Origin of the sequence: Cetobacterium sp. (genome assembly GCF_051653945.1) — a bacterium.
GTDB lineage: Bacteria > Fusobacteriota > Fusobacteriia > Fusobacteriales > Fusobacteriaceae > Cetobacterium_A.
Map to the genome: position 1 here is coordinate 18152 of NZ_JBOFXD010000012.1, position 26763 is coordinate 44914.

At 29.8% G+C, this 26763-nt stretch carries 28 protein-coding genes; 21 read left to right on the forward strand and 7 right to left on the reverse strand.

All coding sequences use genetic code 11. The annotated features are described in order from the left end of the window. Positions 1–9: 9 nt before the first annotated feature. Positions 10–1485 carry a glucose-specific PTS transporter subunit IIBC gene (gene ptsG / locus ACRC8M_RS01055; RefSeq protein ID WP_438527423.1) on the reverse strand — a complete coding sequence of 492 codons (1476 nt, stop codon included), beginning with the start codon at positions 1483–1485 and terminating at the stop codon, positions 10–12. Positions 1486–1648: 163 nt separating this feature from the next. Here ptsG and ACRC8M_RS01060 point away from each other — a divergent pair, with 163 nt between their 5' ends. Further along, positions 1649–2704 carry a helix-turn-helix domain containing protein gene (locus tag ACRC8M_RS01060; RefSeq protein WP_438527424.1) on the forward strand — a complete coding sequence of 352 codons (1056 nt, stop codon included), beginning with the start codon at positions 1649–1651 and terminating at the stop codon, positions 2702–2704. A 15-nt stretch (positions 2705–2719) separates the two neighbouring features. Further along, the gene (locus ACRC8M_RS01065; protein WP_438527425.1) at positions 2720–3466 is read left to right on the forward strand and encodes a DUF368 domain-containing protein; all 747 of its coding nucleotides are present in this window, start codon (positions 2720–2722) and stop codon (positions 3464–3466) included. 24 nt (positions 3467–3490) lie between these two features. Here the strand turns inward: ACRC8M_RS01065 and tpx are convergent, their stop codons facing one another. The 3 genes from tpx to dtd are packed head-to-tail and all read right to left on the reverse strand — an operon-like array spanning position 3491 to position 5533. Next, positions 3491–3997, reverse strand: coding sequence for a thiol peroxidase (gene tpx, locus ACRC8M_RS01070; protein WP_438527426.1), 507 nt, complete (start codon positions 3995–3997; stop codon positions 3491–3493). 30 nt (positions 3998–4027) lie between these two features. Then, the gene (locus tag ACRC8M_RS01075) at positions 4028–5059 is read right to left on the reverse strand and encodes an alpha-hydroxy-acid oxidizing protein (protein WP_438527427.1); all 1032 of its coding nucleotides are present in this window, start codon (positions 5057–5059) and stop codon (positions 4028–4030) included. Positions 5060–5080: 21 nt separating this feature from the next. Then, positions 5081–5533 carry a D-aminoacyl-tRNA deacylase gene (gene dtd / locus ACRC8M_RS01080; RefSeq protein WP_297434728.1) on the reverse strand — a complete coding sequence of 151 codons (453 nt, stop codon included), beginning with the start codon at positions 5531–5533 and terminating at the stop codon, positions 5081–5083. A gap of 98 nt (positions 5534–5631) precedes the next feature. On the opposite strand from dtd, the gene ACRC8M_RS01085 reads away from it, so the two are divergent. Next, complete coding sequence (locus tag ACRC8M_RS01085) at positions 5632–7140, forward strand: nicotinate phosphoribosyltransferase (RefSeq protein ID WP_438527428.1); 1509 nt, start codon at positions 5632–5634, stop codon at positions 7138–7140. A gap of 31 nt (positions 7141–7171) precedes the next feature. On the opposite strand, the gene mgsA is transcribed toward ACRC8M_RS01085, so the two are convergent. After that, the gene (mgsA, locus tag ACRC8M_RS01090) at positions 7172–7570 is read right to left on the reverse strand and encodes a methylglyoxal synthase (RefSeq protein ID WP_438527429.1); all 399 of its coding nucleotides are present in this window, start codon (positions 7568–7570) and stop codon (positions 7172–7174) included. A gap of 38 nt (positions 7571–7608) precedes the next feature. On the opposite strand from mgsA, the gene ACRC8M_RS01095 reads away from it, so the two are divergent. The 8 genes from ACRC8M_RS01095 (at position 7609) to ACRC8M_RS01130 (ending at position 14615) form a co-directional block, all read left to right on the forward strand. After that, positions 7609–8508: a phosphatidylserine decarboxylase gene (locus tag ACRC8M_RS01095; RefSeq protein WP_438527430.1), complete on the forward strand. Its 900-nt coding sequence runs from the start codon at positions 7609–7611 to the stop codon at positions 8506–8508. Between the two features lie 8 nt (positions 8509–8516). Further along, the gene (locus ACRC8M_RS01100; protein WP_438527431.1) at positions 8517–8915 is read left to right on the forward strand and encodes a NusG domain II-containing protein; all 399 of its coding nucleotides are present in this window, start codon (positions 8517–8519) and stop codon (positions 8913–8915) included. 19 nt (positions 8916–8934) lie between these two features. Continuing rightward, positions 8935–10014, forward strand: coding sequence for an AI-2E family transporter (locus tag ACRC8M_RS01105; protein WP_438527432.1), 1080 nt, complete (start codon positions 8935–8937; stop codon positions 10012–10014). Next, a complete protein-coding gene (locus tag ACRC8M_RS01110; RefSeq protein WP_438527433.1) occupies positions 10015–11151 on the forward strand; it encodes a THUMP domain-containing class I SAM-dependent RNA methyltransferase in 1137 nt (378 codons plus the stop codon). After that, complete coding sequence (locus ACRC8M_RS01115; protein WP_438527434.1) at positions 11151–12383, forward strand: NAD(P)/FAD-dependent oxidoreductase; 1233 nt, start codon at positions 11151–11153, stop codon at positions 12381–12383. The genes ACRC8M_RS01110 and ACRC8M_RS01115 overlap by 1 nt, the downstream gene beginning before the upstream one ends. Further along, positions 12383–13036, forward strand: coding sequence for a hypothetical protein (locus ACRC8M_RS01120; protein WP_438527435.1), 654 nt, complete (start codon positions 12383–12385; stop codon positions 13034–13036). The genes ACRC8M_RS01115 and ACRC8M_RS01120 overlap by 1 nt, the downstream gene beginning before the upstream one ends. A gap of 125 nt (positions 13037–13161) precedes the next feature. After that, positions 13162–13704, forward strand: coding sequence for a peptidylprolyl isomerase (locus ACRC8M_RS01125; protein WP_438527492.1), 543 nt, complete (start codon positions 13162–13164; stop codon positions 13702–13704). Between the two features lie 23 nt (positions 13705–13727). Continuing rightward, positions 13728–14615 (forward strand): aldose 1-epimerase family protein, encoded by an 888-nt coding sequence (locus ACRC8M_RS01130; RefSeq protein ID WP_438527436.1) that lies wholly within the window; start codon positions 13728–13730, stop codon positions 14613–14615. Between the two features lie 59 nt (positions 14616–14674). Here ACRC8M_RS01130 and ACRC8M_RS01135 read toward each other — a convergent pair whose 3' ends face one another. Together ACRC8M_RS01135 and ACRC8M_RS01140 are read right to left on the reverse strand one after the other, a co-directional pair. Then, complete coding sequence (locus ACRC8M_RS01135) at positions 14675–15688, reverse strand: molybdopterin-binding protein (RefSeq protein ID WP_438527437.1); 1014 nt, start codon at positions 15686–15688, stop codon at positions 14675–14677. An 11-nt stretch (positions 15689–15699) separates the two neighbouring features. Continuing rightward, entirely contained in the window at positions 15700–16476 is a 777-nt protein-coding gene (locus ACRC8M_RS01140; RefSeq protein ID WP_438527438.1) for a YlmH/Sll1252 family protein, read from the reverse strand. Positions 16477–16584: 108 nt separating this feature from the next. Here ACRC8M_RS01140 and pssA point away from each other — a divergent pair, with 108 nt between their 5' ends. From pssA to ACRC8M_RS01190, 10 genes are all read left to right on the forward strand, one after another. Continuing rightward, a complete protein-coding gene (gene pssA / locus ACRC8M_RS01145) occupies positions 16585–17331 on the forward strand; it encodes a CDP-diacylglycerol--serine O-phosphatidyltransferase (protein WP_438527439.1) in 747 nt (248 codons plus the stop codon). Between the two features lie 108 nt (positions 17332–17439). Next, positions 17440–19629 carry an ATP-dependent helicase gene (locus tag ACRC8M_RS01150; protein ID WP_438527440.1) on the forward strand — a complete coding sequence of 730 codons (2190 nt, stop codon included), beginning with the start codon at positions 17440–17442 and terminating at the stop codon, positions 19627–19629. A gap of 20 nt (positions 19630–19649) precedes the next feature. Further along, on the forward strand, positions 19650–20492 hold the full coding sequence (gene lpxC, locus ACRC8M_RS01155; RefSeq protein WP_438527441.1) for a UDP-3-O-acyl-N-acetylglucosamine deacetylase: 843 nt from the start codon (positions 19650–19652) through the stop codon (positions 20490–20492). Continuing rightward, on the forward strand, positions 20486–20911 hold the full coding sequence (fabZ, locus tag ACRC8M_RS01160) for a 3-hydroxyacyl-ACP dehydratase FabZ (protein WP_438527442.1): 426 nt from the start codon (positions 20486–20488) through the stop codon (positions 20909–20911). Before lpxC ends, fabZ begins: the two co-directional genes overlap by 7 nt. Before the next feature lie 18 nt (positions 20912–20929). Further along, the gene (gene lpxA, locus ACRC8M_RS01165; RefSeq protein WP_438527443.1) at positions 20930–21703 is read left to right on the forward strand and encodes an acyl-ACP--UDP-N-acetylglucosamine O-acyltransferase; all 774 of its coding nucleotides are present in this window, start codon (positions 20930–20932) and stop codon (positions 21701–21703) included. Continuing rightward, positions 21703–22506 (forward strand): LpxI family protein, encoded by an 804-nt coding sequence (locus tag ACRC8M_RS01170; RefSeq protein WP_438527444.1) that lies wholly within the window; start codon positions 21703–21705, stop codon positions 22504–22506. Before lpxA ends, ACRC8M_RS01170 begins: the two co-directional genes overlap by 1 nt. Then, the gene (lpxB, locus tag ACRC8M_RS01175) at positions 22503–23573 is read left to right on the forward strand and encodes a lipid-A-disaccharide synthase (RefSeq protein WP_438527445.1); all 1071 of its coding nucleotides are present in this window, start codon (positions 22503–22505) and stop codon (positions 23571–23573) included. Before ACRC8M_RS01170 ends, lpxB begins: the two co-directional genes overlap by 4 nt. Position 23574: 1 nt before the next feature. Beyond that, the gene (locus tag ACRC8M_RS01180) at positions 23575–25416 is read left to right on the forward strand and encodes an ABC transporter ATP-binding protein (RefSeq protein ID WP_438527446.1); all 1842 of its coding nucleotides are present in this window, start codon (positions 23575–23577) and stop codon (positions 25414–25416) included. A 12-nt stretch (positions 25417–25428) separates the two neighbouring features. Beyond that, positions 25429–26160: a ribonuclease PH gene (gene rph / locus ACRC8M_RS01185; protein ID WP_438527447.1), complete on the forward strand. Its 732-nt coding sequence runs from the start codon at positions 25429–25431 to the stop codon at positions 26158–26160. After that, a complete protein-coding gene (locus ACRC8M_RS01190) occupies positions 26160–26750 on the forward strand; it encodes an XTP/dITP diphosphatase (protein ID WP_438527448.1) in 591 nt (196 codons plus the stop codon). The genes rph and ACRC8M_RS01190 overlap by 1 nt, the downstream gene beginning before the upstream one ends. Positions 26751–26763 lie beyond the last annotated feature (13 nt).

The window sequence follows — 26763 nt, forward strand, 5'->3', positions numbered from 1 at the left end:
TAATAAATATTATAGAGCTTTTAAATCATTTGCAATAAATTGAGCCTTAGCACCAAATATAGCTTGAACTCCATTTTGTCCAACTTTTAAAACTCCAGAAGCTCCAAGTCTTTTTAATTCTGCATCATTTACAAGAGCAGTATCCTTAACTTCAAGTCTTAATCTAGTAATACAAGCATCAACAGATATAACGTTTTCTTTTCCTCCTAAAGCAGCAAGAACTAGAGTAGCTAATTCACTACCTTCAGCTTTAGGTTGGTCATCAATTTCAGCTCCAACTTCTCTTCCAGGAGTAGCTAAATTGAATTTTCTGATGAAGAATCTAAATCCAAAGTAATATATTACAGAGAATCCTAAACCTACAACGATAACCATTGGCCACTTAGTTTCGAATCCTTCAGTTCCAGGAAGAACACCAAACATAATATAGTCAATAACACCACCAGAGAATGTCATACCGATTCTAACACCAAACATATTCATTAACATAAATGATAATCCAGCAAAAACACAGTGGATTCCATATAAAACAGGAGCAACGAATAAGAAAGAGAACTCTAAAGGTTCAGTTATTCCTGTTAAGAAAGAAGTAAGAGCAGCAGAGAATAAAATTCCAGCAGCCATTTTTTTATTTTCAGTTCTTGCTTCATGGTACATTGCAAGAGCAGCAGCAGGTAATCCAAACATCATGAATGGGAATTTACCAGTTAAGAACTTACCAGCTCCAGAGTAAGTAGCTGATGAGAATGAGTGAACTCCATCCTTTAACATTGCAAACCAAATAGCTTGATCTCCGTTAACGATTTGTCCAGCATTGTTTGTATACTCACCAAATTGATACCAGAAAGGTGCGTAGAAAATATGGTGTAATCCAAATGGGATTAAGGCTCTTTCTGTAATTCCGAATAATAGTGTAGAAATATTAGTGTTTGTTTCATTAGCTAAATAAGATAACTGAGCAAGTCCTGCTTGAACAGGTTGCCAAATATATGGCATAGCTAAACCAACTAAGAAAGCAAGAACAGCAGTCATGATTGGAACAAGTCTTTTTCCTGCAAAGAAACCTAAGAAAGCTGGTAACTCTGTCTTATAGAATTTCTTGTAACAAATAGCAGCAATAACACCTGCAATAAGTCCTCCGAAAACTCCAGTTTGAAGAGTAGGTATTCCTAAAACCTCTGCGAAAGCAGGATTTCCAGTTGCAATACCGTTAGCAGCATCTGTAAGTGTTCCCATAGTAGTATTCATAATTAAAAGAGCAACAATAGCAGCAAGAGCAGCAATACCGTCCCCACCAACTAAACCAATAGCAGCTCCAACAGCGAATAAAAGTGGTAAATTACCAAAAATTATTCCTCCAGCTTGTTCCATTAAAGGTATACCTAACTTATTTCCAGCAGCAAGGAATATACCAGCAGCTGGTAAAATCGCAACCGGTGTCATCAAAGCTTTACCGATTTTTTGAACTTCAGCAAATATTTTCATAAAACTCCTCCATAAGATTGATAATAAAGAATATTTAATTCACTAAAAGAATACATTTTATTTTGAAAAAAGTCAAGAAAATTATCAAAATAAATGAGCCTTTTTTTTACGCATAATTTGTGTTATAATTTAACAAAATATTTTAAAAGGGAGTAAAACATCTATGGAAAAAGATGAAAAAAATAGAAAATATAAGATACTTGAACCCTTTTTTAAGAAGGAAAAAAAGTTGAGAGAGATAGAAAAAGAAACTCAAATCTCTTATGCCACATTAAAAAGGTGGGTAAGTCAATATAAAGGTTTGGGAGAAAAAGGATTAGTAAAAAAACCTCGAGCAGATAAGAATACTTTTAAAAAAGTAAATGAAGATGTAATGGAGCATTTGAAAGCTTTATATAAAGAATATCACACTTTACCAGTAACTAAGCTATATGAAAAAGCTAAAAATATGCTCAGTTCCTATAATAGCATGATAAGTTATCCAACTTTTTTCAGAATAATAAATAACTTAGATGAGAATATAAAACAAAATTCAATAAAATCCGTAAAAAAAGCTAAGGTGTATGAATACGCTATTATACAAAAAGCTATACCAATTCCTTTTTTTAATAATAAAAATAAAATTTTTTATTTAACTATTTTTTACAATAAAGAAAATTATAAAATTATAAATTTTATTTTTGAGGAAGAAAAAAGAGAATTGACAAAACTATTTAATTTTATTCAAGAAAGTATTATAATAGAGGGAGCCTATCCTAAAAATATATCTTTAGATGAACGAATTCTGGGAGTTTCCAAGAGTTTATTAAGAACAATATTTTTTCAAACCAAAATTAGTTTGATTCAAGAGGAAGCAGATGAAAACATAATGAGATTTGTTAGATATATAGACACAGATATTTTAAAAGAATTTAATGCAGAAAAACCCAAAAGTATAAAAGAAATTTCAATGTTTATAAAGAGATATTTATTTATACAAGATGATAAAATAGAAAGTTTAAATAGCGAAGAAAAATATAAGCTTCTATATTTTTTGCATAAGTATAAAAGAAAAGTATATAATAGTGGAGTTAGAGTAAAAAATAATATATATAATAGCTCAATGTTAAAAGATATAGAGGGAGATGTTGTGGATGTATTTTATAACGAGTTTTGTGTAGAAAGTGTTGATATTTATATAAAAGATATGTTTGTTGATAAAGCTAAAATAATAAAATAAATACTAGGAGTGTACATGTTTAAAAATTTTTTAAAAGGAATAGTAATAGGAGTTGCAAATGTTTTACCTGGTGTTTCTGGAGGAACACTAGCAGTAGTATTAAATATTTACGATAAATTAACAGAAGCAGTTGGAAATTTTTTAACAGCCTCAATGGAGAAAAAAATAGAATATGCTAAATTTTTATCTCAAATAGGATTAGGAGCAGTAATAGGAATTGTAGCATTTGCAGGAGTTATTTCTAAAATGTATATGCTATATCCTAAAGGAACAACAGTTGTTTTTCTATTTTTGATACTGCCATCAATTCCAGTAATATTAAAGGGTGAAAAGTTTTTTAAAAAGGATAATTTCTTAGCTTTTTTAGCAGGAGTTGTGTGTACAGGAGTTTTTATATATGTAACTAAACTACTTGCAGGAGAAGAAGTCATAAGAACGACAGCGTCTATTTTTACTTTATCGTATGGAATAAAACTTTTTTTGTGTGGAATAGTTGCAGCAGGAGCTATGGTGATACCTGGAATTTCGGGTTCTCTATTACTTATGATAATGGGAGAATATTACAATATATTAGGGTATATTAAAAGTTTTAATATATTACCATTAAGTTTTTTTGCTATAGGGACTGGAATAGGACTAATTTTGGTTTCTAAGGGAATAAATATACTTCTAAATAGATATAGAAGTTACACTTTAAATTTTATAGTAGGTATAATAATCGTTTCTTTAGTTCAGATAGTAGAAACATTATTTGTAAAATAAAAAAAGCCTTTTAAGGCTTTTTTTTTATAATTTTTTTAAAGCTTCTAAAGCAGCGTCGTAGTTAGGCTCTTCAGTAATCTCTTTTAAATACTCAGTATAAGCGATTTTACCATTTTTATCTATAATAATTACAGCTCTTGAAGTTAATCCAAGTTCTTTAATATATAGTCCATAGTTGTGTGAAAACTCTCTATCTTTATAGTCTGAAGTAGTTATTGCATTTTTAATATCTTTAGCTCCACAGAATCTGTTTAAAGCAAAAGGTAAATCCATAGAGATTGTTAAGATGATAACATCCTCTAATTTTGCAGCTTCTTTATTAAATCTTATAGTTTGCATTTCACAAACAGGTGTATCTATAGATGGCATAGCAGAAATAACTACAGTCTTTCCTTTTAAATCGTTTAGAGAAAGAGGTGATAAATCAGTTTTTGTAATAGTAAAGTTAGGTGCAACATCTCCAACAAAAACCTCTTTTCCAATTAATGTTAAAGGACTTCCACCAAATGTAATAACGTCTTTTCTTTCCATGATAAAACCTCCTAAATTTTTTTATTTAAATTATACTTTTTTGGTGTATAAAATGCAAGAAAAATTTTTAGAATTTTTAACATCATCAGCACCACTTAATATCATACTTTGATAAAGTTGGCTTTTGAATGTTTCAAGGGTAACCTCAACTCCTTCTTGCCTACCTCCAATAGATCCCCAAATTATAGGACGTCCAATTAAAACTCCATCTGCTCCAAGTGCTAGATATTTAAGAATATCTGCTCCCTCTCTCACAGCTCCATCAGCTAAGATAGCTATATCATTACCTACAGCTTGAGATATTTCTTGTAAAACTTCAGCAGGAGCAAAAGTTTCATTTAAACAACGTCCTCCGTGATTAGAAACAACAATAGCAGAAGCACCTGCTTCAACACATATTCTAGCTTCATCAACAGTTAAAATTCCTTTTATAATGACAGGAAGTTTTGTTGATGAAACAATTTCTTTTAAATCATTTAAAGTTTTAGGACCTACAGGTTGATTAAATAATTTCATTGTAACAAGACCAGCGCCATCCACATCAATTCCAACGGCTATAGCTTCAGCTTCTTCAGCCAATTTTATTCTTTTTATAATTTCAGAATTTTCTCTAGGTTTAATTATAGCAATGCCTTTACCATTTGCTTTTTTTATTGCATCAATTCCTACTTGAAAACAGTTAGGATCTCCAGTATCTCCAATCATAGCTATAGTGCCAGCATCAAGAGCTCCAAATACAACGTCATTAGAGTATTCTTCATCGCTAACATATCCACCCATATTAAATTTTGTTCCAGTTATAGGGGCAATCATAGCTGGGAAAGATAACTCTTCTCCAAAGAAGTTACATTTCAATTTAGGATCAGTTACTCCATGCAAAGTTCTCATTGCAATTTTAACTTCTTTTAATTTTTCATAAGCTCTTTGAAAACTTCCACCACTAACAGCTCCACCCATTCCTGGAACTTTTCCTGCACACCATCGACCGTTACACTCTGCACATAATATACAAAAATCTTTCATTCTTTCCTTTGCATTTTTTTTAATCTCTTTTATATCCACTTTTCTCCTCCCGCAAAATGTTTATTTAGAACAATCTTTTGTATCAATAATTAAAGTAACTGGACCATCATTTAAAAGCTCCACTTTCATATCCGCTCCAAAAATACCTGCTTCAGTTTTAAATCCAAGTTCTTTACATTTTTTTAGAAATTTTTCATATAATTCATTTGCCATATCAGGTTTAGCAGCATCTATAAATGCAGGCCTACGTCCTTTGATACAATTTCCATAAAGAGTAAATTGAGAGATGATTAAAAGCTCACCATTTACATCTTTTAATCCTAAGTTCATTTTATCTTCAGAATCATTGAAGACTCTTAAATCAGTTATTTTTTTAGCTAACCAATCGACTTCTTTTTCAGTATCTGTATGAGTAACACCTAAAAGCACAAGAAACCCTTGTTCTATCTCTCCCGTAATTTGATTATCAACACTAACACTTGCATGCTTAACTCTTTGTATAACAGCTCTCATAAAGCAACTCCTTTTGTATTTTTATTGGTAATTATATCATAAAAGTGATATAATTATTAAGAAAAATTAAAAACTAATATTTTATGAAGAGGTACAATATGGGGAGAGAAAGAGTTTTAACAGAATTTGCAAAAGTTATTAATTCAGATAGGTATCAATACACAGAAAGTGATATTTTTCTAATGGAAAATATGGAAGAAAAAGAAGCTATATTTGATATGTATTTTAGAAAAACTGAAGATGGTGGTTTTGCTGTTGTATCGGGAGTTCAAGAAGTAATCGAACTAATTGAAATTTTAAATGAAACTAGTGAGGAAGAAAAAAGGGAGTATTTTTCTAAAATAATAGAGGAAAAACATCTATTAGAATATTTAGTAAAAATGAAGTTTACAGGAAATCTTTATGCAATGAGAGATGGAGAGATAGTTTATCCAAATGAGCCTATAATTTCAATAAAAGCACCTTTAATTCAAGCTAAAATTTTAGAAACACCAATTTTAAATTTGATGAATATGCAATTAGCTATAGCAACGAAAGCTTCAAGAATAACAAGAGCAGCACATCCAATTCCTGTAAGTTCTTTTGGAAGTAGAAGGGCACATGGATTTGATAGTGCAGTATCGGGAACTAAGGCTTCAATAATAGGAGGATGCTTATCGCATTCAAATATAGTTACAGAATATAAATATGGAGTTCAGAGTGTTGGAACAATGGCTCACTCATTTATACAAGCTTTTGGTGTTGGGGCTTTAGCTGAGAAAAAAGCATTTGATACTTTTATAAAGCATAGAAGAGAAAGAAAAGCTAACTCTTTAATATTATTAATAGATACGTATAATACGTTGGGAATAGGTTTGAAAAATGCCATTCAAAGCTTTAAAGATAATGGAATAGATGACTCTTATAAAGGAAATTATGGAATAAGAATTGACTCAGGAGATTTAGCATATTTATCAAAAAAATGTAGAAAAGAGCTAGATTCTGCTGGATTTAAAAAAGCAAAAATATTTTTAACAAACTCTTTAAATGAGTCTTTGATAAAATCTTTAAAAGAACAGGGAGCTTGTGTAGATATATTTGGCGTAGGAGATGCAATTGCTGTAAGTAAGTCAAATCCATGTTTTGGAGGTGTTTATAAAATTGTTGAAATTGATTATAACCCTGTTATAAAACTTTCTGAAGATGTTATAAAGATTTCAAATCCTGGATTTAAAGAGGTATATAGAATTTATGATAAAGAAGGATTTGCATATGCAGATTTAATAACACTTGTAAATAATGATTCTGATAAAGAAAAGTTATTAAAAGGGGAGGACTTATTAATCAGAGATGAAAAGTATGAATTTAAATCAAGCCTATTAAAAAAGGGAGAATACACATATAAAAAGATAACACGTGAATTTGTAAAAAATGGTGTTGTAATGGAAGAAAGTTCTCAGCTTATGGATGTCTTAAATTCAAGAGATTATTATCTTGATTCTTTAAATAGAATATCTGAAGAAAGAAAAAGATTGGAAAATCCACATCAATATAAAATAGATTTATCAAAAGATTTACTTGAATTAAAATATAATCTAATTAAAGAGATTAAGAGTCAAATAAATTAAAAATAGGCTGACATAAGTCAGCCTATTATAATCATTTATCTAAACCAACAATAAGCAATTCAGCAGAACCTAGATTTGTAGCAATTGGAACTTTATGAACATCAGAAACTCTAATAAGTGCTGAGATATCGGGTTCGTGTGGCTGTGATGTTAAAGGATCTCTAAAAAATAAAACAGCTGCGATATTATCAGTAGCTACTTCGGCACCAATTTGTTGATCGCCACCTATAGGTCCTGATTTGAAGCGGTGAATTTGTAAATTAGTTGCTTCCATAATTCTAAGTCCAGTTGTACCAGTTGAAACAAGAGGGTATTTTGCCAAGATGTGCTCATATTTTTTCGCAAAGCTAACCATTTCTGGTTTCATGTTGTCGTGAGCGATTAATGCTATTTTTTTCATTTTGACCTCCATAAGTTTTACTATAATCATTATACAATAAAAAATTAATATATAAAAGGAGTAAGCGTATGAATTTTGATAAAATTAATTATATTGAGAGGGAAACTGGGGAGATAAAAACAGAAATTCCACCTGGAGAAGGATTTTTAAAGTTTTTATATTATAATCCCTTAGGAAAATTACCTCTAAATTTAGTTGTTAGAAAAAAATTTTTAACAGATTATTATGGAAAAAAGATGTCTGAAAAATCATCTATAGAAAAAATAAAGCCTTTCGTAGAAGAAAATTCTATAAATATGAATGAGTCAAAAAAAAGAGTTGAAGAGTTTACATCTTTTAATGATTTTTTTATAAGAGAGCTAAAAGAGGGAGCAAGAGAAATATCTGTAGATGAAAATGTATTAGTTTCCCCTGCAGATGGAAAAATACTGATTTTTAATAATTTAAAAGAAACAACAAAGTTTTTTTTAAAGGGAGATGAATTTACTTTAGAAGAGTTTTTAATGGATAAAGAGGAAGCTAAAAAATTCCAAGGTGGAACAATGGTAATTATAAGACTTGCACCAGTAGATTATCATAGATTTCATTTTCCAGCAGAAGGAATAGTAGGTGAATCTAAACTAATAGATGGATACTATTATTCGGTGTCGCCATATGCAATAAAAAAGAACTTTAGGGTTTATTGTGAAAATAAAAGAGAAATTTCAATTTTAAAAACTGAAAAGTTTGGTGAGGTAGTTTTAAGTGAGATTGGAGCTACGATGGTTGGTGGAATAAAGCAAACGTATAAGCCAAATACTTTAGTAAAAAAAGGTGATGAGAAGGGATACTTTTTCTTTGGTGGATCGTCGTGTGTATTACTTTTTCAAAAAGATAAGGTAGAGTTTGACAAAGACCTTTTAGAAAATAGTAGCAAAGGATTGGAAACTAAAATATACATGGGTGAAAAAATAGGAAAAGCTAAGTAGGTGTATCTGTGAAAAATCAAAAAAAATATTTTAGAAAAGGAGATATAATAATTTATTTAATACTGGTTAGTATATTTTCTATACTAGGATTTCAAATAACGAAATTTAAAGCCTCAGATGCGGCAAGTGCAGAAGTTTATGTAAATAATCAGTTGAAGTATGTATATCCATTACAAATAGAAGAGAAAGATATTTTTGTTCCAACTGATATAGGTGGAGTAAATATAAAAATAAAAGATAAAAGAATAAGGGTTACAACCTCAAATTCCCCCTTAAAGTTAAACGTGAAACAAGGATGGATAGAGCAACCAGGTGAGGTTATAATTGGAGTTCCAGATCGATTGATAATTAAAGTTGTTGGGAAAACCAATGAAAGATCAGATGATGTAGATTTTGTAATAAAATAATAAAGAAAGGAGTAAAGTAATGAAAAAAGGATATCTACATTTATTTATAGTGGGATTATTACTGATTTTAATTCAAACTTTTTTTCAATATAATGAAGCCTTCAACTCCATTGCAGGGCAGATGGTAAGTTCTATAACACCATTTATATATGCTGTTTTTATAGCTATATTAGTAAGTCCTCTTGTAAAGATATTTGAAAACAAAGTAAAGATGAGAAGGTCGTGGGCAATTGGAATAAGCTTAATGATAGTTTTTCTTGTTATAATAGAATTAGTTTTAATTATAGTTCCAAATATAATAAACAGTGTAACCGATTTAATTGATAAGTTTCCAACGATGTTAACAAGTTTAAGTTCTAACACTGAGCATTTGATAGATTTTTTAAAAGAAAAAGATTTGTTGTTTTTTGATCCTAAAGAGATAGAAAATAATTTAATAAAATTTACAAGAACTAATTTAGGGAATTTTAAAAATTTAGCATTTGGATTAGGAGCTGGAGTTTTAAGAAGTTTAATGGGAGTAATTAACTTTTTTATTGGAGTTTTTATCTCTCTTTATTTAATGTATAGTAAAGAGTATTTTATGGAGTTTTTAGAAAATATTTTTTTACTTTTTACTACAAAATCAAATGCAAAATATGGTGTAGATTTTGTTAGAAAAGTAAATGATGTATTTTTAAAATATATTTTAGGAAGAATATTAACATCTGCAGTTGTAGGTTTTTTAGTGTTTTTAGTTCTTTTTATAGCAAAAGTACCATATGCTCTTTTAAGTGGAGTTATGGTAGGGATAGGAAATATGATTCCATATGTGGGATCAATAGTGGCTGGAACAATAGCAACATTTTTGATATTATTAGCAGCTCCATTAAAAGTAGTATATCTTTTTATAGCTATCGGAGTAGGACAAGCTGTAGATGGATTTATAATTGGACCAAAAATAATGGAAGAATCTGTTGGAATGAGTAGTTTTTGGACTATTGTAGCAGTAATGGTCTGTGGAAGTTTCTTTGGACCTTTAGGAATGTTTTTAGGAGTACCAGTATTTGTAATTATAAAATTTATATATTTAGAGTGTTTAAAAAAAAGGAGTGAATAGATGAGTAAGAAGTATAGATTAATAGCCTCGGCAACAATGGGATTAGAGAGTGTTGTTAAAGATGAGTGTAAAGAGTTAGGGTTTGAAAATATTGAAACGTTTAATGGTAGAGTTGAATTTGATGGAGATGAAAAGGATATTGTAGAAGCTAATCTACATTTAAGATGTGCAGACAGAGTTTTTATAAAAATGGCAGAGTTTAAAACATTAACTTTTGATAATCTATTTGAAAATATAAAAAGATTACCTTGGGAAAATATAATTTCAATAGATGGAGAGTTTCCAATAAGTTGGGTAAGTTCGGTAAAGTGTAAGCTTTTTTCAAAATCTGATATTCAAAAAATAGTCAAAAAAGCTATAGTTGAAAGACTTAAAGTGGCGTATCAAACAGAAAGACTTGTAGAAACTGGAGGTCTTTATAGAGTAAAAATACAAGCTCATAATGACATGTTTTTAATTATGATTGATACGAGTGGAGAGGGGCTACACAAAAGAGGTTATAGAAATCTAATAAATGAAGCACCTTTAAAAGAGACAATGGCAGCAGCCTTAGTTTTATTAAGTCGTTGGAAAGGTGGAGAAAGACCACTATTAGATCCAATGTGTGGAACGGGAACTATAGCAATTGAAGCGGCTATGATAGCAAGAAATGTAGCTCCAGGAGTAAATAGAAATTTTGCATCTGAAAAGTGGGATATAATACCTGAAAATTTATGGGTTGATTTAAGAGATGAAGCTTTCTCAAGAGAGGATTATGAGAAAGAGGTAAAAATATATGCTTCAGACATTGATTCTGAGACTGTGGAAGTAGCAAAATCAAATGCTTTAAAAGCTGGAGTAGATGAAGAGATCGAATTTAAATGTATGAATTTTCTTGAGTTAGAGACAATGGCAGAAAAAGGATGTATAGTGACGAATCCTCCGTATGGAGATCGTTTATTAGATGATGATGCTGTAGAAAGATTGTATGGTCTTATGGGAGATATTTTCCAAATGAGATTCCCAAAATGGTCTTATTACATAATAACATCTTTTGAAAATTTTGAAAAAGTTTTTGGAAAAAAAGCTACAAAAAATAGAAAGTTATATAATGGTGGAATAAAGTGTCACTATTATCAATATTACGGAGCTAGATAATGGATGGGTTTGATTTAATAGTAGTTGGAGGAGGACCAGGAGGGATTTTTACAGCTATTACAGCAGCAGAAAGAGGATTTAAAGTAGCTCTTTTAGAAAAAAATAGACGTATTGGAAATAAAATATTGGTAGCAGGGAGTGGAAAATGTAACCTAACTCATACTGGAAAACCTAAAGATTTTTCTGATAAATATGGTCAAAATGGGAAATTTTTAAAAGAGGCTTTAAATAAATACTCGCCAGAGATGTTAAAAACATTTTTTAAAGAAAATGGATTACCTTTAGTATTAGTAGAAGAAACTGGAAAATATTTTCCTGAAACATTTAGTTCTTTGGATGTGGTAGACCTTTTAAAGAGAAAGATGGTAAATTTAGGTATTAAAATAGTAGAGGGAATAAAAATAGAAAGTATTCAAAAAAACTTAGAAATATTTTCAATTTTTACAGATAAAGGATTATATAAGTGTGACAATCTAGTTCTAGCAACAGGTGGGAAATCTTATCCTGGGGTTGGAACAACGGGAGATGGATATGTAATGGCTAAGGAGCTAGGGCATAAAATTATACCCCCAAAACCAGCACTAACTCCTATATATGTGAGAGATTATTTTTTTCAAGAACTTTCTGGAATAAGTTTTCAAAATGTTAAAATAACTATTTGGAAAGAAAATAAAAAAGTTATAGAGAAAAAAGGAGCTGTGTTGTTGACACACACGAATTTTAGTGGTCCTGGAATATTGGATAACTCTAGATTTGTTGAAAGTGAAAGTCAGCTAGAGATTAATTATATTGGAAAAGAGTATGATGTTCTAAATAAAGAGATAATTGAAGAGATGAATAAAGATGGTAAAAAAACTATAAAGAAAGTTTTATCTTATTATTTTTTACCTGAAAGATTTATAAAAACTATATTATCTGTTTTGGAGATAAGCGAAGAATTAAAAATAGCAGAACTTTCAAAAGAGAAAAGAGAGAGTCTAGTAAGATTGTTAACTTCGAATAGAATGGAAATAACAAAAGTTGGAAGTTTTGAAATGGCTATGGTAACAAGAGGAGGAGTCTCTTTAGATGAGGTAAACGCTAAAACTATGGAGTCTAAAAAAATCCAAGGTCTTTATTTAGTTGGAGAACTTTTAGATATTGATGGAGATACAGGTGGATATAATATTCAAGCAGCATGTTCCACTGGAGTTTTAGCTGGGAAATCTATGAAAAAAAAGGAGAGAGAATAATGAAAAAGGAAGATTTTATAAGTTATGCTCAAGAAGTAGTTTTAACAGTTTTAAAAATTACTTCTACTCAATTGGATAAGTTAAGAGAAATGGGAGATATTTCAGGTGAAGAAATTTTAACTGAAAAGGTTTTATTACCATATGAAAAAATATATGGAGCACTTTTAGAGATGAAAGTGGACAAAATGAATGAAGAGGAGTTCAACTCTTTTAAAGAGATGGTAGAAGAGATAAGAGAAAAAAATAGATTACCGCTTGAAAAAATTCAAGAAACTTTAAAAAAGAGAGAAGAACTAAAAGATAAATCAGGAGCTATAGTTGTAAAAAGATTTTTTAAATATAATTTGAATAGATTGCTGGACAAAAAGGATAAAATACTTAATAGATACAATCAACTAGCAACAGAAGAACAAAATTTAGAAAACTTATTAAAAGATACTATACAAGAAGAGGAACAATTTGATATAATTTATAAGCTGCAACCAGTGAGAGAAAAACTTAGAGATACAGAGGATAAGTACTTAGTTGTTGAAAAAGATATCAATCAATTAAAAAAGAAGTTAGAATCTAAATGGCCTTATGAAATTTACGGGGTTGTTTCAGAAGAGGAACTTTTAGAAACATATAAAGAAGCTTTTAAAATGGAGGACTAGTAAGAATGGAAAAGGGATTCAAACAGATTTTAATTTTATTGGCAGTATTTATTGTCTTTTTTCTTTCGAAAAAGATGTTTGCAAAACCAAGAGTTGTAATAGGAAAAAATATGGAGGTAAGAAATATGAAAGAAGTAAAATTAAACGCTAAAATAGTTACACCAAGAGGAGATATTAACTTAGTTCTTTTCCCAGAAGTAGCACCAGTAACAGTATTAAACTTTGCACACTTAGCAATGAGAGGATACTATAACGGTATTAAATTCCATAGAGTAATTGAAGACTTTATGGTTCAAGGTGGAGATCCAACAGGAACAGGAACAGGTGGACCAGGGTACCAATTTATAGATGAGTTTAAAGAGGGAGTAGTTTTTGATAAAAAAGGAATATTAGCAATGGCTAATGCTGGACCAGAGACAAATGGATCACAATTCTTTATAACTCATGTTGAGACACCTTGGTTAAACTATAAGCATACAATTTTTGGTGAAGTTGTATCTGAAGATGACCAAAAAGTTGTAGATTCAGTAAAGCAAGGAGATATCATTGAAAGAATTGAGATTACAGGAGATGTAGAAGAGTTCTTAAAAAATGAGGAAAATGCTGAATTTACAGCTCAAATGGATGAAATTTTAGATTCTCAATTTCCAAATTTAGTACAATACTAATTTAAAATAGGGGGATAATTCTCATGGTAAAGATAGAGAATAAAAAGTTAACTGTAGAAATTAATAAATTTGGTGCAGAATTGAAAAGTGTTATAAATAAAGAGAATGGAATAGAATATATTTGGCCAGGAAGTGAAGGAAGTTTTAAAAAAAGTGCTCCTAATCTATTTCCTTTTATAGGAAATATTCTAAATGGTGAAATAGATTATCCTTTAGGAAAAAATGAAAGAGTTACTCTTCCGATGACGAAACATGGGTTTGCTAGGGATTTAGAGTTTGAAATTTTAGAAGTGACAGACAATGTAGCAAGGTTTCAATTAAAACCAAATTCATATACAAAGGAAAGATATCCTTACAATTTCTCTTTAATAGTTGAATACATATTGATAGAGGATATTTTACATCATAATTATATAGTTAAAAACGGTGATGTGGTTGAGATGTACTATCATATTGGTGGACATACAGCTTTTTATTGTAACTATAATAATGATAAAACTTTTGAGAATTACTATTTAGAATTAAAAGAAGAAGAGTGCAATTTATATAAAATTGACGAAAGAAATAACTCTTTTTTATTTGATATTCCAGAGAAGATAACGCTGTGTGAGAAGTTTAATCTATCGAAAGATAAATTCGCTAAAGATGCATTGGTATTTGAAGGAATGGAAAATAAACAAATAAATATAAAGCATTTAAACTCCTCTCATGGAGTTGAATTTAAATTTGAAAATTTACCAATATTAACTTTATGGACAAGTACAGATTCGAGTGAATTTATTTGTTTAGAGCCGTGGGCTGGAATAACAGATTTTACAAATGGTTCTAATAAAGTTGAGAGTAAAAAAGAGATTCAGAGATTAAATTCAAATGAACAAAAGAAATATTCACAAATAATGAGATTTTATTAAAATAAACACTTCTATACAAAGAGATAATCTCTGTACAGAAGTGTTTTTATTTTGTCTAATTATTTTCCAAAAGAACAATGTGGAAAAGTACAAATTGGACAGTCAAGACATAGTCCCCCATGACCGTAAGAAGCGATATCTTCAAAAGTTATTTTTTCATCGGCTAAAATTCTAGGTAGAACCAAGTCAAAAGCAGTTCTTTTAGAGTGCATAACACACCCAGGTAAACCTAAAATAGCTCTATCTCCATGATAAGCTAAAAGTAACATAGCTCCAGGTAAAACAGGGGAACCATAAGTAATTAGCTCTCCCCCCATCTCTCTTATAGCAAGAGGGGTTCTATCGTCTGGATCTACAGACATACCTCCAGTGCAAAGAATAAGTTCAGCCTCACTATCTAGTGCTTCTTGTATTTTTTCCTTTATCATCTCTTTTTCATCTGAAGAAAATGTGTGATAAATAACTTCACATCCATACTCTTCAACTTTTTTAGTTAGAATAGGACCAAATTTATCTTGAATTCTGCCATAGAAAACCTCATTTCCAGTGGTTATGATAGCTATTTTTTTCGGTTTAATTGGTAAAATTTTAATAATGTTTTCTTTTGAAATATTTTCCATCTCTACGATTTTATCTTCATTGATAACTAGAGGAATAACTCTTGTTCCAGCTACTTTTGTTCCCTTTTTTATAGGTGTATTGTTATGTAAAGTAGATACAATAATTTCTCCTAGGCTATTTATTTTTAATAATTCAGTTACATCAACTTTTAATAGTCCATCAATGTTTGCAATAAAATCTATTTTACCCTCTTTTATTGTTGAGAAATCTAAACCTTTACCAGCAATGTGCTCTTTTATCCTAATAGCAGCATCATTTTCATGTAAAGTTCCCTCTTGATGTTCCCATACGTAAAGATTGTCTTTTCCAAGTTTTAAAAGTTCTGGAATATCCTCTGTTTGTATAATATGACCTTTTTTAAATGCTACCCCTTTAAATTCTCCAGGAACAATTTTTGTGATATCGTGACATAAAATCATACCAGTAGCATCAACAGTCTTAACAGTTTTCATAAAGCCCCTCCCTAAATGTATTGTTTTATAAGAATTTTAAATTTTCCTTTTTTATTTTCGCCTAAGTTTTTTTCTAAAATAAATTTTCCTTTTTTTCTAATTGTAATTACTGAACCAATATTAACTGTTTTATTTTTACTTTTCTCAGTATTATAGTTAATTAAAACATCTCCACTTTCGATTAAGTTTGTACTAATATTTCTAGACGAATTTCCAATAGAAGCTATAATAGAATCAAGTCTAAAAGATGAAACAGTATCTGTAATCTCTTTAAATTCCAATTGAGGAACTTCAGAAGTGTTGATGACACTAATTTTTATAGGAATAGTATTTATTTGCCCAAGATTATTTTTTATAATGCTAAAAATATCATTTGTAGCTATACAATAACCGATGTTATCTTTAACGATAATATCACCTAAAGTTTCTCGTTTAAGTCCAAGCCCCATAATGGTACCTAAAAAATCTTTATGCTGTAAAATTTTAAATTTGTTAGAAGCATCAACTTTAAAATAAGTAACAACTTCTTCTAAGAGTGAAAAATCGAAGTTTTTTGGTGTGAAAATCACTAACTGTTTTTCACTGTAAGGAGTTAAACCCAAAGTATGTACATCTAAATTAATTGAATCACAAACGTCATGCAGTTTTGTCCAAATTTGTGGAGGTAAAAAAATAGAACCATAAACAGGATAATCAATTTCTAAACATAACGATAAATCCTCCCAAATAGAAGCTATTAGAAACTCATCTTCATTTGGAAAGAGGTTAAAAAAATATTTTTTATTCATATATTGCTCGCTTTCACCAGATTATTTTGAAAAGTATAGATATATTGATTTTATATCATATATATGATAAAATCAAATAGATTTGTAAAAACAGGGAGATGATTAAAAATGGTAGAAAGAAAGTATATTGCACCTAATGCAATTACAGCAGCGAATATGTTTTTAGGATATCTAAGTATTACAGCTTCCATAGCGGGGGATTTCTCAAAAGCTATTTGGTTTATAATATTAGCTATGGTATGCGATGGTTTAGATGGAAAAACAGCGAGAAAACTAGATGCATTTAGTGAATTTGGAAAGGAGTTCGACTCTTTCTGTGATGCAATATCTTTTGGATTAGCACCAGGTATATTGGTTTATTCAGTTTTAAAAAATCCAGAATATTTTGGAGTAGTTGAATCTTTAAAAAGCGTAGACACGATGAAGTCTTTTGTTATTCCAATATCGTTTATATATGCACTATGTGGAGTTATGAGATTAGTTAAGTTTAATATAGTAACAACAGCATCAAGTGAAAAAGATGACTTTAGTGGTATGCCAATTCCTTCAGGAGCATCAGTTGTGTGTTCATACTTATTATTTGTTGAGGTAGTGAAAACAAATTTCGGAATGAATCTATTCTCAATAGAAGTTTTTGTAGGATTAACACTATTAGCCGCAATTTTAATGGTAAGTACAATACCATTTAAAACACCCGATAAAGTATTTGGGTTTGTTCCTAAAAAACTAACAATACCATTTGTTGTCTTAGTTTTAGTGACGTTGAAATACAGCATGTTTATAGTTACTTGCTACTATATACTAGTTAATTTAACAAAATTTTTTACAGAGAGATCAAAAGAAGACGTTGAATAAAAAATAATTGATTATGATACCCGATAAAATCCAAAAAAACTATTGGAAAATCGGGTATTTTATTTGAATAGTAATATAATTATATGGTATAATTTTAAAGGAGTAATTATGAGTATATTAGATAAATTAAATGAAAAACAAAGAGAAGCAGCTAAAAAAATTGAAGGACCACTTTTAATATTAGCAGGAGCGGGATCTGGAAAAACAAGAACCATCACATATAGAATTGCACATATGATAAATGAAAAGGGAATCTCCCCTTATAAAATTTTAGCAGTTACGTTTACAAACAAAGCGGCTAAAGAGATGAGAGAAAGAGTTGAACTTTTAATTGGAGAAGATGCACATAAAGCTATGATATCGACTTTTCACTCTTTTGGTGTAAGATTATTAAGGGTATATGGAGATAAATTAGGTTATAATGCTAATTTTACAATATATGATACAGATGACCAAAAAAGAGTTATAAGAGGAATTATGAAAGAGCTTGTTGTTAATGATAAATCATTAACAGAGGGAGCTGTAGTTTCAATTATATCAAAACTAAAAGAAAATAGTGTGAGTGTATCTGATTACGAAAAAGAAAATAGATTTGATTCTAATTACAAAATAATATTAGAGTGTTATAGAAGATATAACGGAACTTTAAAAGAAAATAATGGAATGGATTTTTCAGATATTTTGGTTAATCTTCATAAACTATTAGATATTCCAGAGGTTTTAGAAAAACTTCAAGAAAAATTTCAATATATAATGGTTGATGAGTATCAGGATACAAACAATATTCAGTATAATATAATTACTAAAATAGCAGCGAAATATAGAAATATATGCGTAGTTGGGGATGAGAATCAGAGTATATATGGATTTAGAGGTGCTAATATAAAAAATATATTAGATTTTGAGAAGGATTATAAAGATGCTTTAGTTGTTAAACTTGAAGAGAATTATCGTTCAACATCTGCAATTTTGACAGCAGCAAATGAAGTGATAAAGAATAATAAAACGGCGAAAGATAAAAATTTATGGACTAAAAAACCTCAAGGAGAGCTAATTACTATAAAAGAGTGCCTAGATGGAAGAGAGGAAGTAAATTATATAATTGAAGAGATTGTAAAAAGAAAAAATCTGGGAAAAAGTTACAGAGAGTTTACAATTCTTTATAGAACAAATGCTCAGTCTAGACTTTTTGAAGAGGGGTTATTAAAATATAATATTCCATATAAGGTTTTTGGTGGAATGCAATTCTATCAAAGAGCTGAGATAAAAGATATAGTAGCATATTTAACAGTGATAAATAATCCTCAAGATGCAATTAACTTAAATAGAATAATAAATGTTCCTAAGAGAAAAATAGGGGATAAAAGTATAGAAAAAATAAGGGATTATGCAAATGAAGCAAATATCTCAATGTTTGAAGCTCTTGGAAAAGGAATGGAGATACCAGGTTTAACTTCAGGTGTAAAAATAGCTTTAGATGAGTTATATACAATTTTAAATGACTTAATAGAGTTAAGTCATGAAGGAAATGTAAGTGAGGTATTTGATGAATTAATAAGAAGAGTAGGATATTTCTCTTATTTAAATTCAACATATGGTGCAGAAGCTGAGGGAAGAGTAGAAAACGTAGAGGAATTAAAAAACTCTATAGTAGAGTTGGAAAAAACGGTGGACTTTTTAACATTGAGAGAATATTTAGAGAATATATCTCTTGTTAGTGCAACAGATGATTTGGAAGGGGAGTCGGATTATATAAAATTAATGACAATCCATAACTCTAAAGGATTAGAGTTTCCTGTTGTTTTCTTAACTGGAGTAGAAGATGATATTTTCCCTGGTTCAAAGAAAGTGCTTTTCAACCCAGAGGAATTAGAGGAAGAGAGAAGACTTTGCTATGTTGCAATTACTAGAGCAGAGGAGAAATTATACCTGACATATGCAAAAAGTAGATTTGTTTATGGTGAGTTTTTAACAAAGATAAAATCAAGATTTATAGAGGAACTTCCTGTAGAAGTTTTAGATAAAGTAGAGAAAGTTCAAGATCTATTACCAAAATCAAAACTCTCTACAAATGATAAAAAAATAACAGGTTATAAAAATATTATAACTGCAGAAGATTTAAAAAAGATGAAAAATATTTCAAATTCTCCTTTTGCTATGGGAGAGAAAGTTATTCATACAAAGTTTGGATTAGGAAAAGTAGTTGAAATATCAGAAAAAAAATTAGGCGTACAATTTGTAGATGGGAAAAAAGATATAGCTTTGGCTTTAGCAACAAAATTTTTAACTAAAGCATAGGTTAAAAGGAGAGAAAGTTTATGAAGAGAAAAACTCTTAATAAAGAAATTCAATATAATGGGATTGGTCTTCACAAAGGTGAAGAGATAAAAATGAAATTAATTCCGACTAAAAATGGTGGAATAGTCTTTAAAAGAGTAGATTTAGAGAGTGGTAAAAATGTAATCTCTATGGATATAGAAAATACATTTGATCTGACTAGGGGAACAAACCTAAAAAATGAGTTTGGAGCAGCAGTTTACACAATTGAGCATTTTTTATCAGCTCTTTATATAGCTGGAATAACAGATTTAATTGTTGAGCTAGATGGAAATGAACTTCCTATTGGAGATGGAAGTGCAAGAGTTTTCCTAGAAGTTATTGAAAATGCTGGAGTCCAAGAGTTAGAAGAAGAGGTTGAAGAGATTGAAATAAAAACACCAATAAATTTAACTGTAGGGGATAAACATATAGTAGCGTTACCATATGATGGATATAAAATAACTTATACTATCAAATTTGATCATACATTCTTAAAAAGCCAGATGTTAGAAGTTGTTTTAGATGTAGAATCTTATAAAAATGAAATAGCAAATGCAAGAACTTTTGGATTTGATTATGAAATAGATTATTTAAAGAAAAATAATTTAGCTTTAGGTGGAACATTGGATAATGCTATTGTTGTAAAAAAAGATGGAGTTTTAAATCCAAGTGGTCTAAGATTTGAGGATGAGTTTGTAAGACATAAAATTTTAGATTTAATAGGTGATTTAAAAGTATTAAATAGACCTATAAAAGGGCATATAATAGCTATCAAAGCAGGCCATGCTTTAGATATAGAATTTGCAAAATTACTTAAAAAGCAGGAGGAAAAGATATGTTAGATGTTATGGAAATAATGAAAAGAATACCACACAGATATCCGTTTTTATTAGTTGATAGAGTTTTAGAAATGGATAAAGAGGCGCAAAAAATAAGGGGATTAAAAAATGTAACTGTAAATGAAGAGTTTTTTAATGGACACTTTCCAGGACATCCAATTATGCCAGGAGTTTTAGTAGTAGAAGGAATGGCACAGTGCTTAGGAGTTTTAGTTTTAGATGATACAGAAGGGAAAGTACCGTATTTTGCTGCAATTGAAAATGTAAAGTTTAAAGCTCCAGTTAGACCAGGAGATCAATTAATATACGAGGTACAAGTTGATAAATTAAGAAGAAACATAGTAAAAGCTACAGGTGTAGCAAAAGTAGATGGTAAAGTGGTGACTGAAGCATCATTTACATTTACTATTATGGAAAAATAGAGAGTAGGGTGAAAAATAGTGACTGAAATTCATAGCACTGCTATAGTTGAGGATGGAGCAATACTGGAAGAGGGAGTAAAGATAGGTCCTTTCTGTATAGTGGGAAAAGACGTAAAGATAGGAAAAAATACAGTATTACAATCTCATGTTGTAGTTGAGGGAATAACTGAAATAGGAGAAAATAACACAATCTATTCTTTTGTTTCTATTGGTAAAGCTTCACAGGATTTAAAGTATAAAGGTGAGCCAACAAAAACTATAATTGGAGATAATAACAGTATTAGAGAGTTTGTAACAATTCACAGAGGAACAGATGATAGATGGGAAACAAGAGTTGGAAGCAATAATTTATTAATGGCATATGTTCATGTGGCTCATGATGTAATAGTGGGAGATAACTGTATACTAGCAAATGGAGTTACTTTAGCAGGGCACGTAACTGTTGACGATTTTGCTATAATTGGAGGATTAACACCTGTTCATCAATTCTGTAGAGTTGGTTCTTATTCTATGACTGGTGGAGGGAGTGCAATAAATCAAGATATTTGTCCATTTGTTATGGCAGAAGGAAATAAAGCTGTAATAAGAGGATTAAATACTGTTGGACTTAGAAGAAAAGGATTTACAGAAGAGGATCGTTCAAATTTAAAAAAAGCATATAGAATTATATTTAGAAATGGAAATCCATTAAAAGATGCTTTGGTCGAGCTTGAAAGCGAATTTCCTGAAGATAAGAATATAAAGTATCTTGTAGAGTTTATAAAAACTAGTAACAGGGGGATTACAAGATAATGAAAAAAGTTGGAATAATAGTAGGTAACGGAAAGTTACCTCTATATTTCCTTAAAGAAGCGGAAGCTAAAGGGATAGAGGTATACTTAATAGGACTTTTTAGTACAATTGAAGAGGATATAAAAAAACATAAAAATTATAAAAGCTTCAATATAGGAGAAATAGGAGAGATAACAAAATACTTATTACTAAATGATATAAAAGAAGTGGTAATGCTTGGAAAAGTAGAAAAATCAATTTTATTTCAAGAGATGAAATTAGATTATTTTGGAGAAAAATTAATGGAAAAATTACCAGATAAAAAAGATGAGACTTTATTATTTGGTGTAATATCATTTTTAAGATTAAATAAGATAAAAGTATTACCTCAAAATCATTTATTAGGAGATATGATGTTTAAAGAGAGGTGTTATACTAAAAATATACCTTCTCAAGAGGATAAAAAGACAATAAACATAGGGATTGAAGCGGCTAAAGTACTGAGTGAAATAGATGCAGGACAAACAGTTGTTTGTAAAGATTCTTCAGTGGTAGCCTTAGAAGGAATAGAAGGAACCGATAAAACAATAGAAAGAGCTGGAGAGTATGCAGGGGAAGAGTGCATAATTATAAAAATGGCAAGACCTCAGCAAGATATGAGAGTTGATATACCAGCGGTAGGACTAGAAACAGTAAAAAGAGCTATACAAATAAAAGCTAAAGGAATTGTAGCTGAAGCAAATAAGATGTTATTTTTAGATATGAAAGATTGTATAGAATTAGCTGAAAAAAATAATATCTTTATTATTGGAGTGAAAATATGAAAATATTTGTTTCTACAGGAGAGGTGTCAGGAGATTTACACCTATCTTATTTGGTCAAGGAGGCTAAAGAGTTAGATAAAAATGTAGAGTTTTATGGAGTGGCTGGTAAGCACTCTAAAAATGTAGGAGTTAACATAATACAAGATATCGACGAATTAGCAATTATGGGATTTACTGAAGCGATAAAGAAATATAGTTATTTAAAAAATAAAGCTGAAGAGTATCTTAATTTTATAAAAAAAGAAAATATAAAAAAAGTTATTATGGTAGATTATGGTGGATTTAATCTGAAGTTTTTAGAATTACTTAAAAAAGAGATTGAAGACATTGAAGTATTTTATTATATTCCTCCAAAACTTTGGATTTGGGGAGAAAATAGAATTGACAAATTAAAATTAGCTGACCATATTATGGTTATTTTTCCTTGGGAAGTTGATTTTTATAAGAAGCATAATGTAAATGCGATATATTATGGTAATCCATTTACAGAGAGGTATGAAAAGATAGATAGAACTGGGGATAAAATTTTACTACTTCCAGGTAGTAGAAAGCAAGAGATAAAATCTTTAATGCCTGATTTTATAAATCTTGTAAAAAAGAATTCAAATGAAAAATATCTTCTAAAACTTTCTTCAAAAGAGCATTTAGAGTGGATTGATCAAAATTTAACAGATTTAGATAATTTAGAAATATGTTATGATATATCTTTAAATAAAAGTGTTAAAGAAAGTAAAATTGCTATAGCTGCATCAGGAACAGTTACTTTGGAATTAGCTTTACTAGGGATTCCAACAATAGTAGTCTATAAAACTAATTTCATAAATTATGTAATAGCTAAATATATTTTAAAAGTTGGTTTTATATCTTTACCAAATTTAACTCTAAATGAAGAGGTTTTTCCAGAGTTATTACAAAAGAAATGTAACTCTGTGGAAATAGAAAAAAATATGAAAACTGTTTTAGAAAATTTAGACTCTGTTCAAGAAAAAATTCAACGAATAAGAGAGAAGCTTTCTGGAGTAGATATTACAAAAAGATATGCTGAATTTTTATTGAAAGGAAAATAAAATGGAAAAAATTAATGAATTAGATAGGAAAATAATGGGGTTTTTTAAAAATAAATCTTTAAAAACTTTCTTGAAATATAGTTTGAAATATAAGACTGCTATGCTAGGAGTAATTTCATTATCGACTGTAACATCTTTAATGAGTGCAGTACCAGCGTGGTTAAGTAAATATTTAATAGATGATGTTTTAGTAAAGAAAAATGCAAAAATGATGATGATTGTTATTGGAGCTATTTTTGCATCTACTATTTTGAAAGTTATAACAAACTATTTTGCAGATATTTCATCAGGATACATAACAGAAAAAATAAGAAGAGATATCAAAATAGATGTATTTTCACATCTACAAAGATTACCAATAGCATATTTTAAACAAAATAAGCTAGGAGATTTAATGGCTAGACTTTCAGGAGATTCAACAACTCTTGGAAGAATAGGATTTATGCTGTTTGATATGTTGAAAGAGTTTGTAACTGTTGTTGCTCTTTTATTTAGAATGTTTCAAGTTGACTTTGTATTAGCATTGATATCACTAACTGTTTTACCAGCAATACTTTCTATGGTAAAAAAATATACAAAGAAAATTAGAAAGTCAGGAAGAATAAGACAAGATACAGTTGGAGATGTAACTGCTTTTGTTCAAGAAGCTTTATCTGGAATATCAGTTATAAAAGGTTTCAATAGAAGCGATAAAATTATCGATAAATATATGGATGTAACTCAAGAAGAGTTTGATAAAATATATAAAACAACAAAAATAAAAGCTAAGATATCTCCTATAAATGAGATTTTAGCAACAATAATGATTTTATTAGTAGCGGGGTATGGTGGTTATCAAATAATAGTTGCTGAAACTATGACACCAGGAGATTTAATATCTTTTATAACTGCAATAGGACTTATGCAACAACCGCTAAAGACTTTAATCAAAAGAAATAGTGAGTTACAAGAAGCTTTACCATCTGCAGATAGAGTAATTGAAATTTTAGATGTAAAGTTAGAGCCAGATCATATAGGTGAAGAGGTTAAAGAAGTACCTGAAATTATAGAGAAAATTGATTTTAATAATGTTGATTTCAAGTATGATGATGGAGATGAAAAAGTATTGAAAAACTTTAACTTAAATGTTAAAGCGGGAGAAGTGATCGCTTTAGTAGGGAAAAGTGGAAGTGGAAAAACAACTTTAGTAAATTTATTACCAAGATACTACGACATAACTTCAGGAAGTATAAAAATAAATGATATCGATATAAGAGAGATATCGCTACAAAAGTATAGAAACCATATTGGAATAGTGCCACAAGAAACTTTCTTATTTAGTGGAACTATTGGCGAAAATATTGGTTTTGGAAAAGATAATGTTTCAAAAGACGAAATAATAAGTGCTGCTAAAATGGCAAATGCGTATAACTTTATAATGGAGTTACCGAATCAATTTGAAACGGAAGTTGGAGAAAGAGGAGTTCTTTTATCAGGTGGACAAAAGCAAAGACTTGCAATAGCTAGAGCGTTGATTCAAAACCCAAGTATAATGATACTTGATGAGGCAACATCAGCTTTGGACACAGAATCAGAAAGATTAGTTCAAGAAGCTTTAGATACTCTGATGAAAGGAAGAACGACTTTTGTTATAGCTCATAGATTGTCTACAATAATAAATGCAGATAAAATAGTTGTAATGGAAAACGGAGAGATAAAAGAGGTTGGATCGCATCAAAAATTACTAGAAAATAACGGAATATACAGAAAACTTTACGAGATTCAATTTGGAAAAATAGAGCCTATAGAAACAGTAGATCTAATTGAAAACCAAAAGCTTGAAGAGTTAGAACAGTATATATAGAGAGGAAGAGAAATGATAAGATTAGACGGAAGAAAAACAAATGAAAAAAGAGAAGTAAAAATTACTAGAAACTACACTATGTACGCTGAAGGGTGTGTTTTAATAGAAATTGGGAATACAAAAGTTATTTGTACTGCAACAGTTGTAGAGAAGGTACCACCTTTTTTAAAAAATCAGGGTAAAGGATGGATAACAGCGGAATATTCAATGTTACCAAGAGCAACAGGAGAGAGAAACCAAAGAGAAGCTGCTAAAGGAAAACTTGGTGGAAGAACAATGGAGATTCAAAGACTTATAGGAAGAGCTTTAAGAGCTTGTATTGACCTTGAGAAATTAGGAGAGAGAACAATAACTATCGATTGTGATGTAATTCAAGCAGATGGTGGAACAAGAACTACATCAATCACAGGTGGATTTATAGCTTTAGAAATGGCTATGAGAAGACTTATGGAAAAAGGATTGTTAACAGAAAATCCAATTATTGCTAACATTGCAGCTATATCTGTAGGAACTGTAAAAGGAACTCCAGTGCTTGATTTAATGTATACTGAAGATTCAGAAGCAGAAGTAGATATGAACGTAATTATGAATGATAAAGGGGAGTTTGTAGAGATTCAGGGAACTGGAGAAGAGGCGACTTTCTCAAGAAAAGAGTTAAATGAATTATTAGATTTAGCTGAAAAAGGGATCTATGAATTAATAGATATTCAAAGAAAAGAGATAGAGGAGGAGTTTTCTAAGTAATGAAAATATTTTTAGCCACAGGAAATAAGAAAAAAATAGATGAGATGTCAAAAATTTTATCTGGATTAGATTTTGAGATACTTTCTATAAAAGATGGAATAGAAATTCCTGAGGTTATAGAAGATGGAGATACTTTTGAAGAAAACTCAAAAAAGAAGGCATTAGAGATAGCAAAATTTACAAATATGATCACAATTTCAGATGATTCTGGTCTTTGTGTTGAAGCTTTAAATGATGAGCCTGGAGTTTACTCTGCTAGATACGCTGGAGAAGATGGAAATGATGCAGCAAACAATAAAAAGCTAATAGAGAATTTACAAGGGATAGAAAATAGAAAAGCAAAATTTGTAACTGTGATAACTTTAGGAAAACCAAATGGAGAGTATCACTCTTTTAGAGGTGAAATAGAGGGAGTAATTATAGACGAAGCTAGAGGAAAAGATGGCTTTGGATACGATCCTCATTTTTATTTACCAGAGTATGATAAAACATTTGCTGAGATGCCTGAAATAAAAAATCAAATTAGCCATAGAGCAAAAGCTTTAGAAGCTTTAAAAAATGGAATTGATAAAATATTAAATATAGGCTAACCTAAATGGGTTA

Excerpts from the sequence above, each read along its gene's own strand:
- ACRC8M_RS01120 (WP_438527435.1), top strand. The coding sequence starts at position 12,383 with ATGAAAAAGGAAGATTTTATAAGTTATGCTCAAGAAGTAGTTTTAACA.
- ACRC8M_RS01115 (WP_438527434.1), top strand. The coding sequence starts at position 11,151 with ATGGATGGGTTTGATTTAATAGTAGTTGGAGGAGGACCAGGAGGGATT.
- ACRC8M_RS01060 (WP_438527424.1), top strand. The coding sequence starts at position 1,649 with ATGGAAAAAGATGAAAAAAATAGAAAATATAAGATACTTGAACCCTTT.
- ACRC8M_RS01190 (WP_438527448.1), top strand. The coding sequence starts at position 26,160 with ATGAAAATATTTTTAGCCACAGGAAATAAGAAAAAAATAGATGAGATG.
- dtd (WP_297434728.1), bottom strand. The coding sequence starts at position 5,533 with ATGAGAGCTGTTATACAAAGAGTTAAGCATGCAAGTGTTAGTGTTGAT.
- ACRC8M_RS01065 (WP_438527425.1), top strand. The coding sequence starts at position 2,720 with ATGTTTAAAAATTTTTTAAAAGGAATAGTAATAGGAGTTGCAAATGTT.
- ACRC8M_RS01180 (WP_438527446.1), top strand. The coding sequence starts at position 23,575 with ATGGAAAAAATTAATGAATTAGATAGGAAAATAATGGGGTTTTTTAAA.
- ptsG (WP_438527423.1), bottom strand. The coding sequence starts at position 1,485 with ATGAAAATATTTGCTGAAGTTCAAAAAATCGGTAAAGCTTTGATGACA.
- ACRC8M_RS01140 (WP_438527438.1), bottom strand. The coding sequence starts at position 16,476 with ATGAATAAAAAATATTTTTTTAACCTCTTTCCAAATGAAGATGAGTTT.
- lpxC (WP_438527441.1), top strand. The coding sequence starts at position 19,650 with ATGAAGAGAAAAACTCTTAATAAAGAAATTCAATATAATGGGATTGGT.
- pssA (WP_438527439.1), top strand. The coding sequence starts at position 16,585 with ATGGTAGAAAGAAAGTATATTGCACCTAATGCAATTACAGCAGCGAAT.
- ACRC8M_RS01135 (WP_438527437.1), bottom strand. The coding sequence starts at position 15,688 with ATGAAAACTGTTAAGACTGTTGATGCTACTGGTATGATTTTATGTCAC.
- ACRC8M_RS01170 (WP_438527444.1), top strand. The coding sequence starts at position 21,703 with ATGAAAAAAGTTGGAATAATAGTAGGTAACGGAAAGTTACCTCTATAT.
- rph (WP_438527447.1), top strand. The coding sequence starts at position 25,429 with ATGATAAGATTAGACGGAAGAAAAACAAATGAAAAAAGAGAAGTAAAA.
- ACRC8M_RS01130 (WP_438527436.1), top strand. The coding sequence starts at position 13,728 with ATGGTAAAGATAGAGAATAAAAAGTTAACTGTAGAAATTAATAAATTT.
- ACRC8M_RS01085 (WP_438527428.1), top strand. The coding sequence starts at position 5,632 with ATGGGGAGAGAAAGAGTTTTAACAGAATTTGCAAAAGTTATTAATTCA.
- lpxB (WP_438527445.1), top strand. The coding sequence starts at position 22,503 with ATGAAAATATTTGTTTCTACAGGAGAGGTGTCAGGAGATTTACACCTA.
- ACRC8M_RS01105 (WP_438527432.1), top strand. The coding sequence starts at position 8,935 with ATGAAAAAAGGATATCTACATTTATTTATAGTGGGATTATTACTGATT.
- ACRC8M_RS01150 (WP_438527440.1), top strand. The coding sequence starts at position 17,440 with ATGAGTATATTAGATAAATTAAATGAAAAACAAAGAGAAGCAGCTAAA.
- ACRC8M_RS01110 (WP_438527433.1), top strand. The coding sequence starts at position 10,015 with ATGAGTAAGAAGTATAGATTAATAGCCTCGGCAACAATGGGATTAGAG.
- ACRC8M_RS01095 (WP_438527430.1), top strand. The coding sequence starts at position 7,609 with ATGAATTTTGATAAAATTAATTATATTGAGAGGGAAACTGGGGAGATA.
- ACRC8M_RS01125 (WP_438527492.1), top strand. The coding sequence starts at position 13,162 with ATGAAAGAAGTAAAATTAAACGCTAAAATAGTTACACCAAGAGGAGAT.
- tpx (WP_438527426.1), bottom strand. The coding sequence starts at position 3,997 with ATGGAAAGAAAAGACGTTATTACATTTGGTGGAAGTCCTTTAACATTA.
- mgsA (WP_438527429.1), bottom strand. The coding sequence starts at position 7,570 with ATGATTATAGTAAAACTTATGGAGGTCAAAATGAAAAAAATAGCATTA.
- fabZ (WP_438527442.1), top strand. The coding sequence starts at position 20,486 with ATGTTAGATGTTATGGAAATAATGAAAAGAATACCACACAGATATCCG.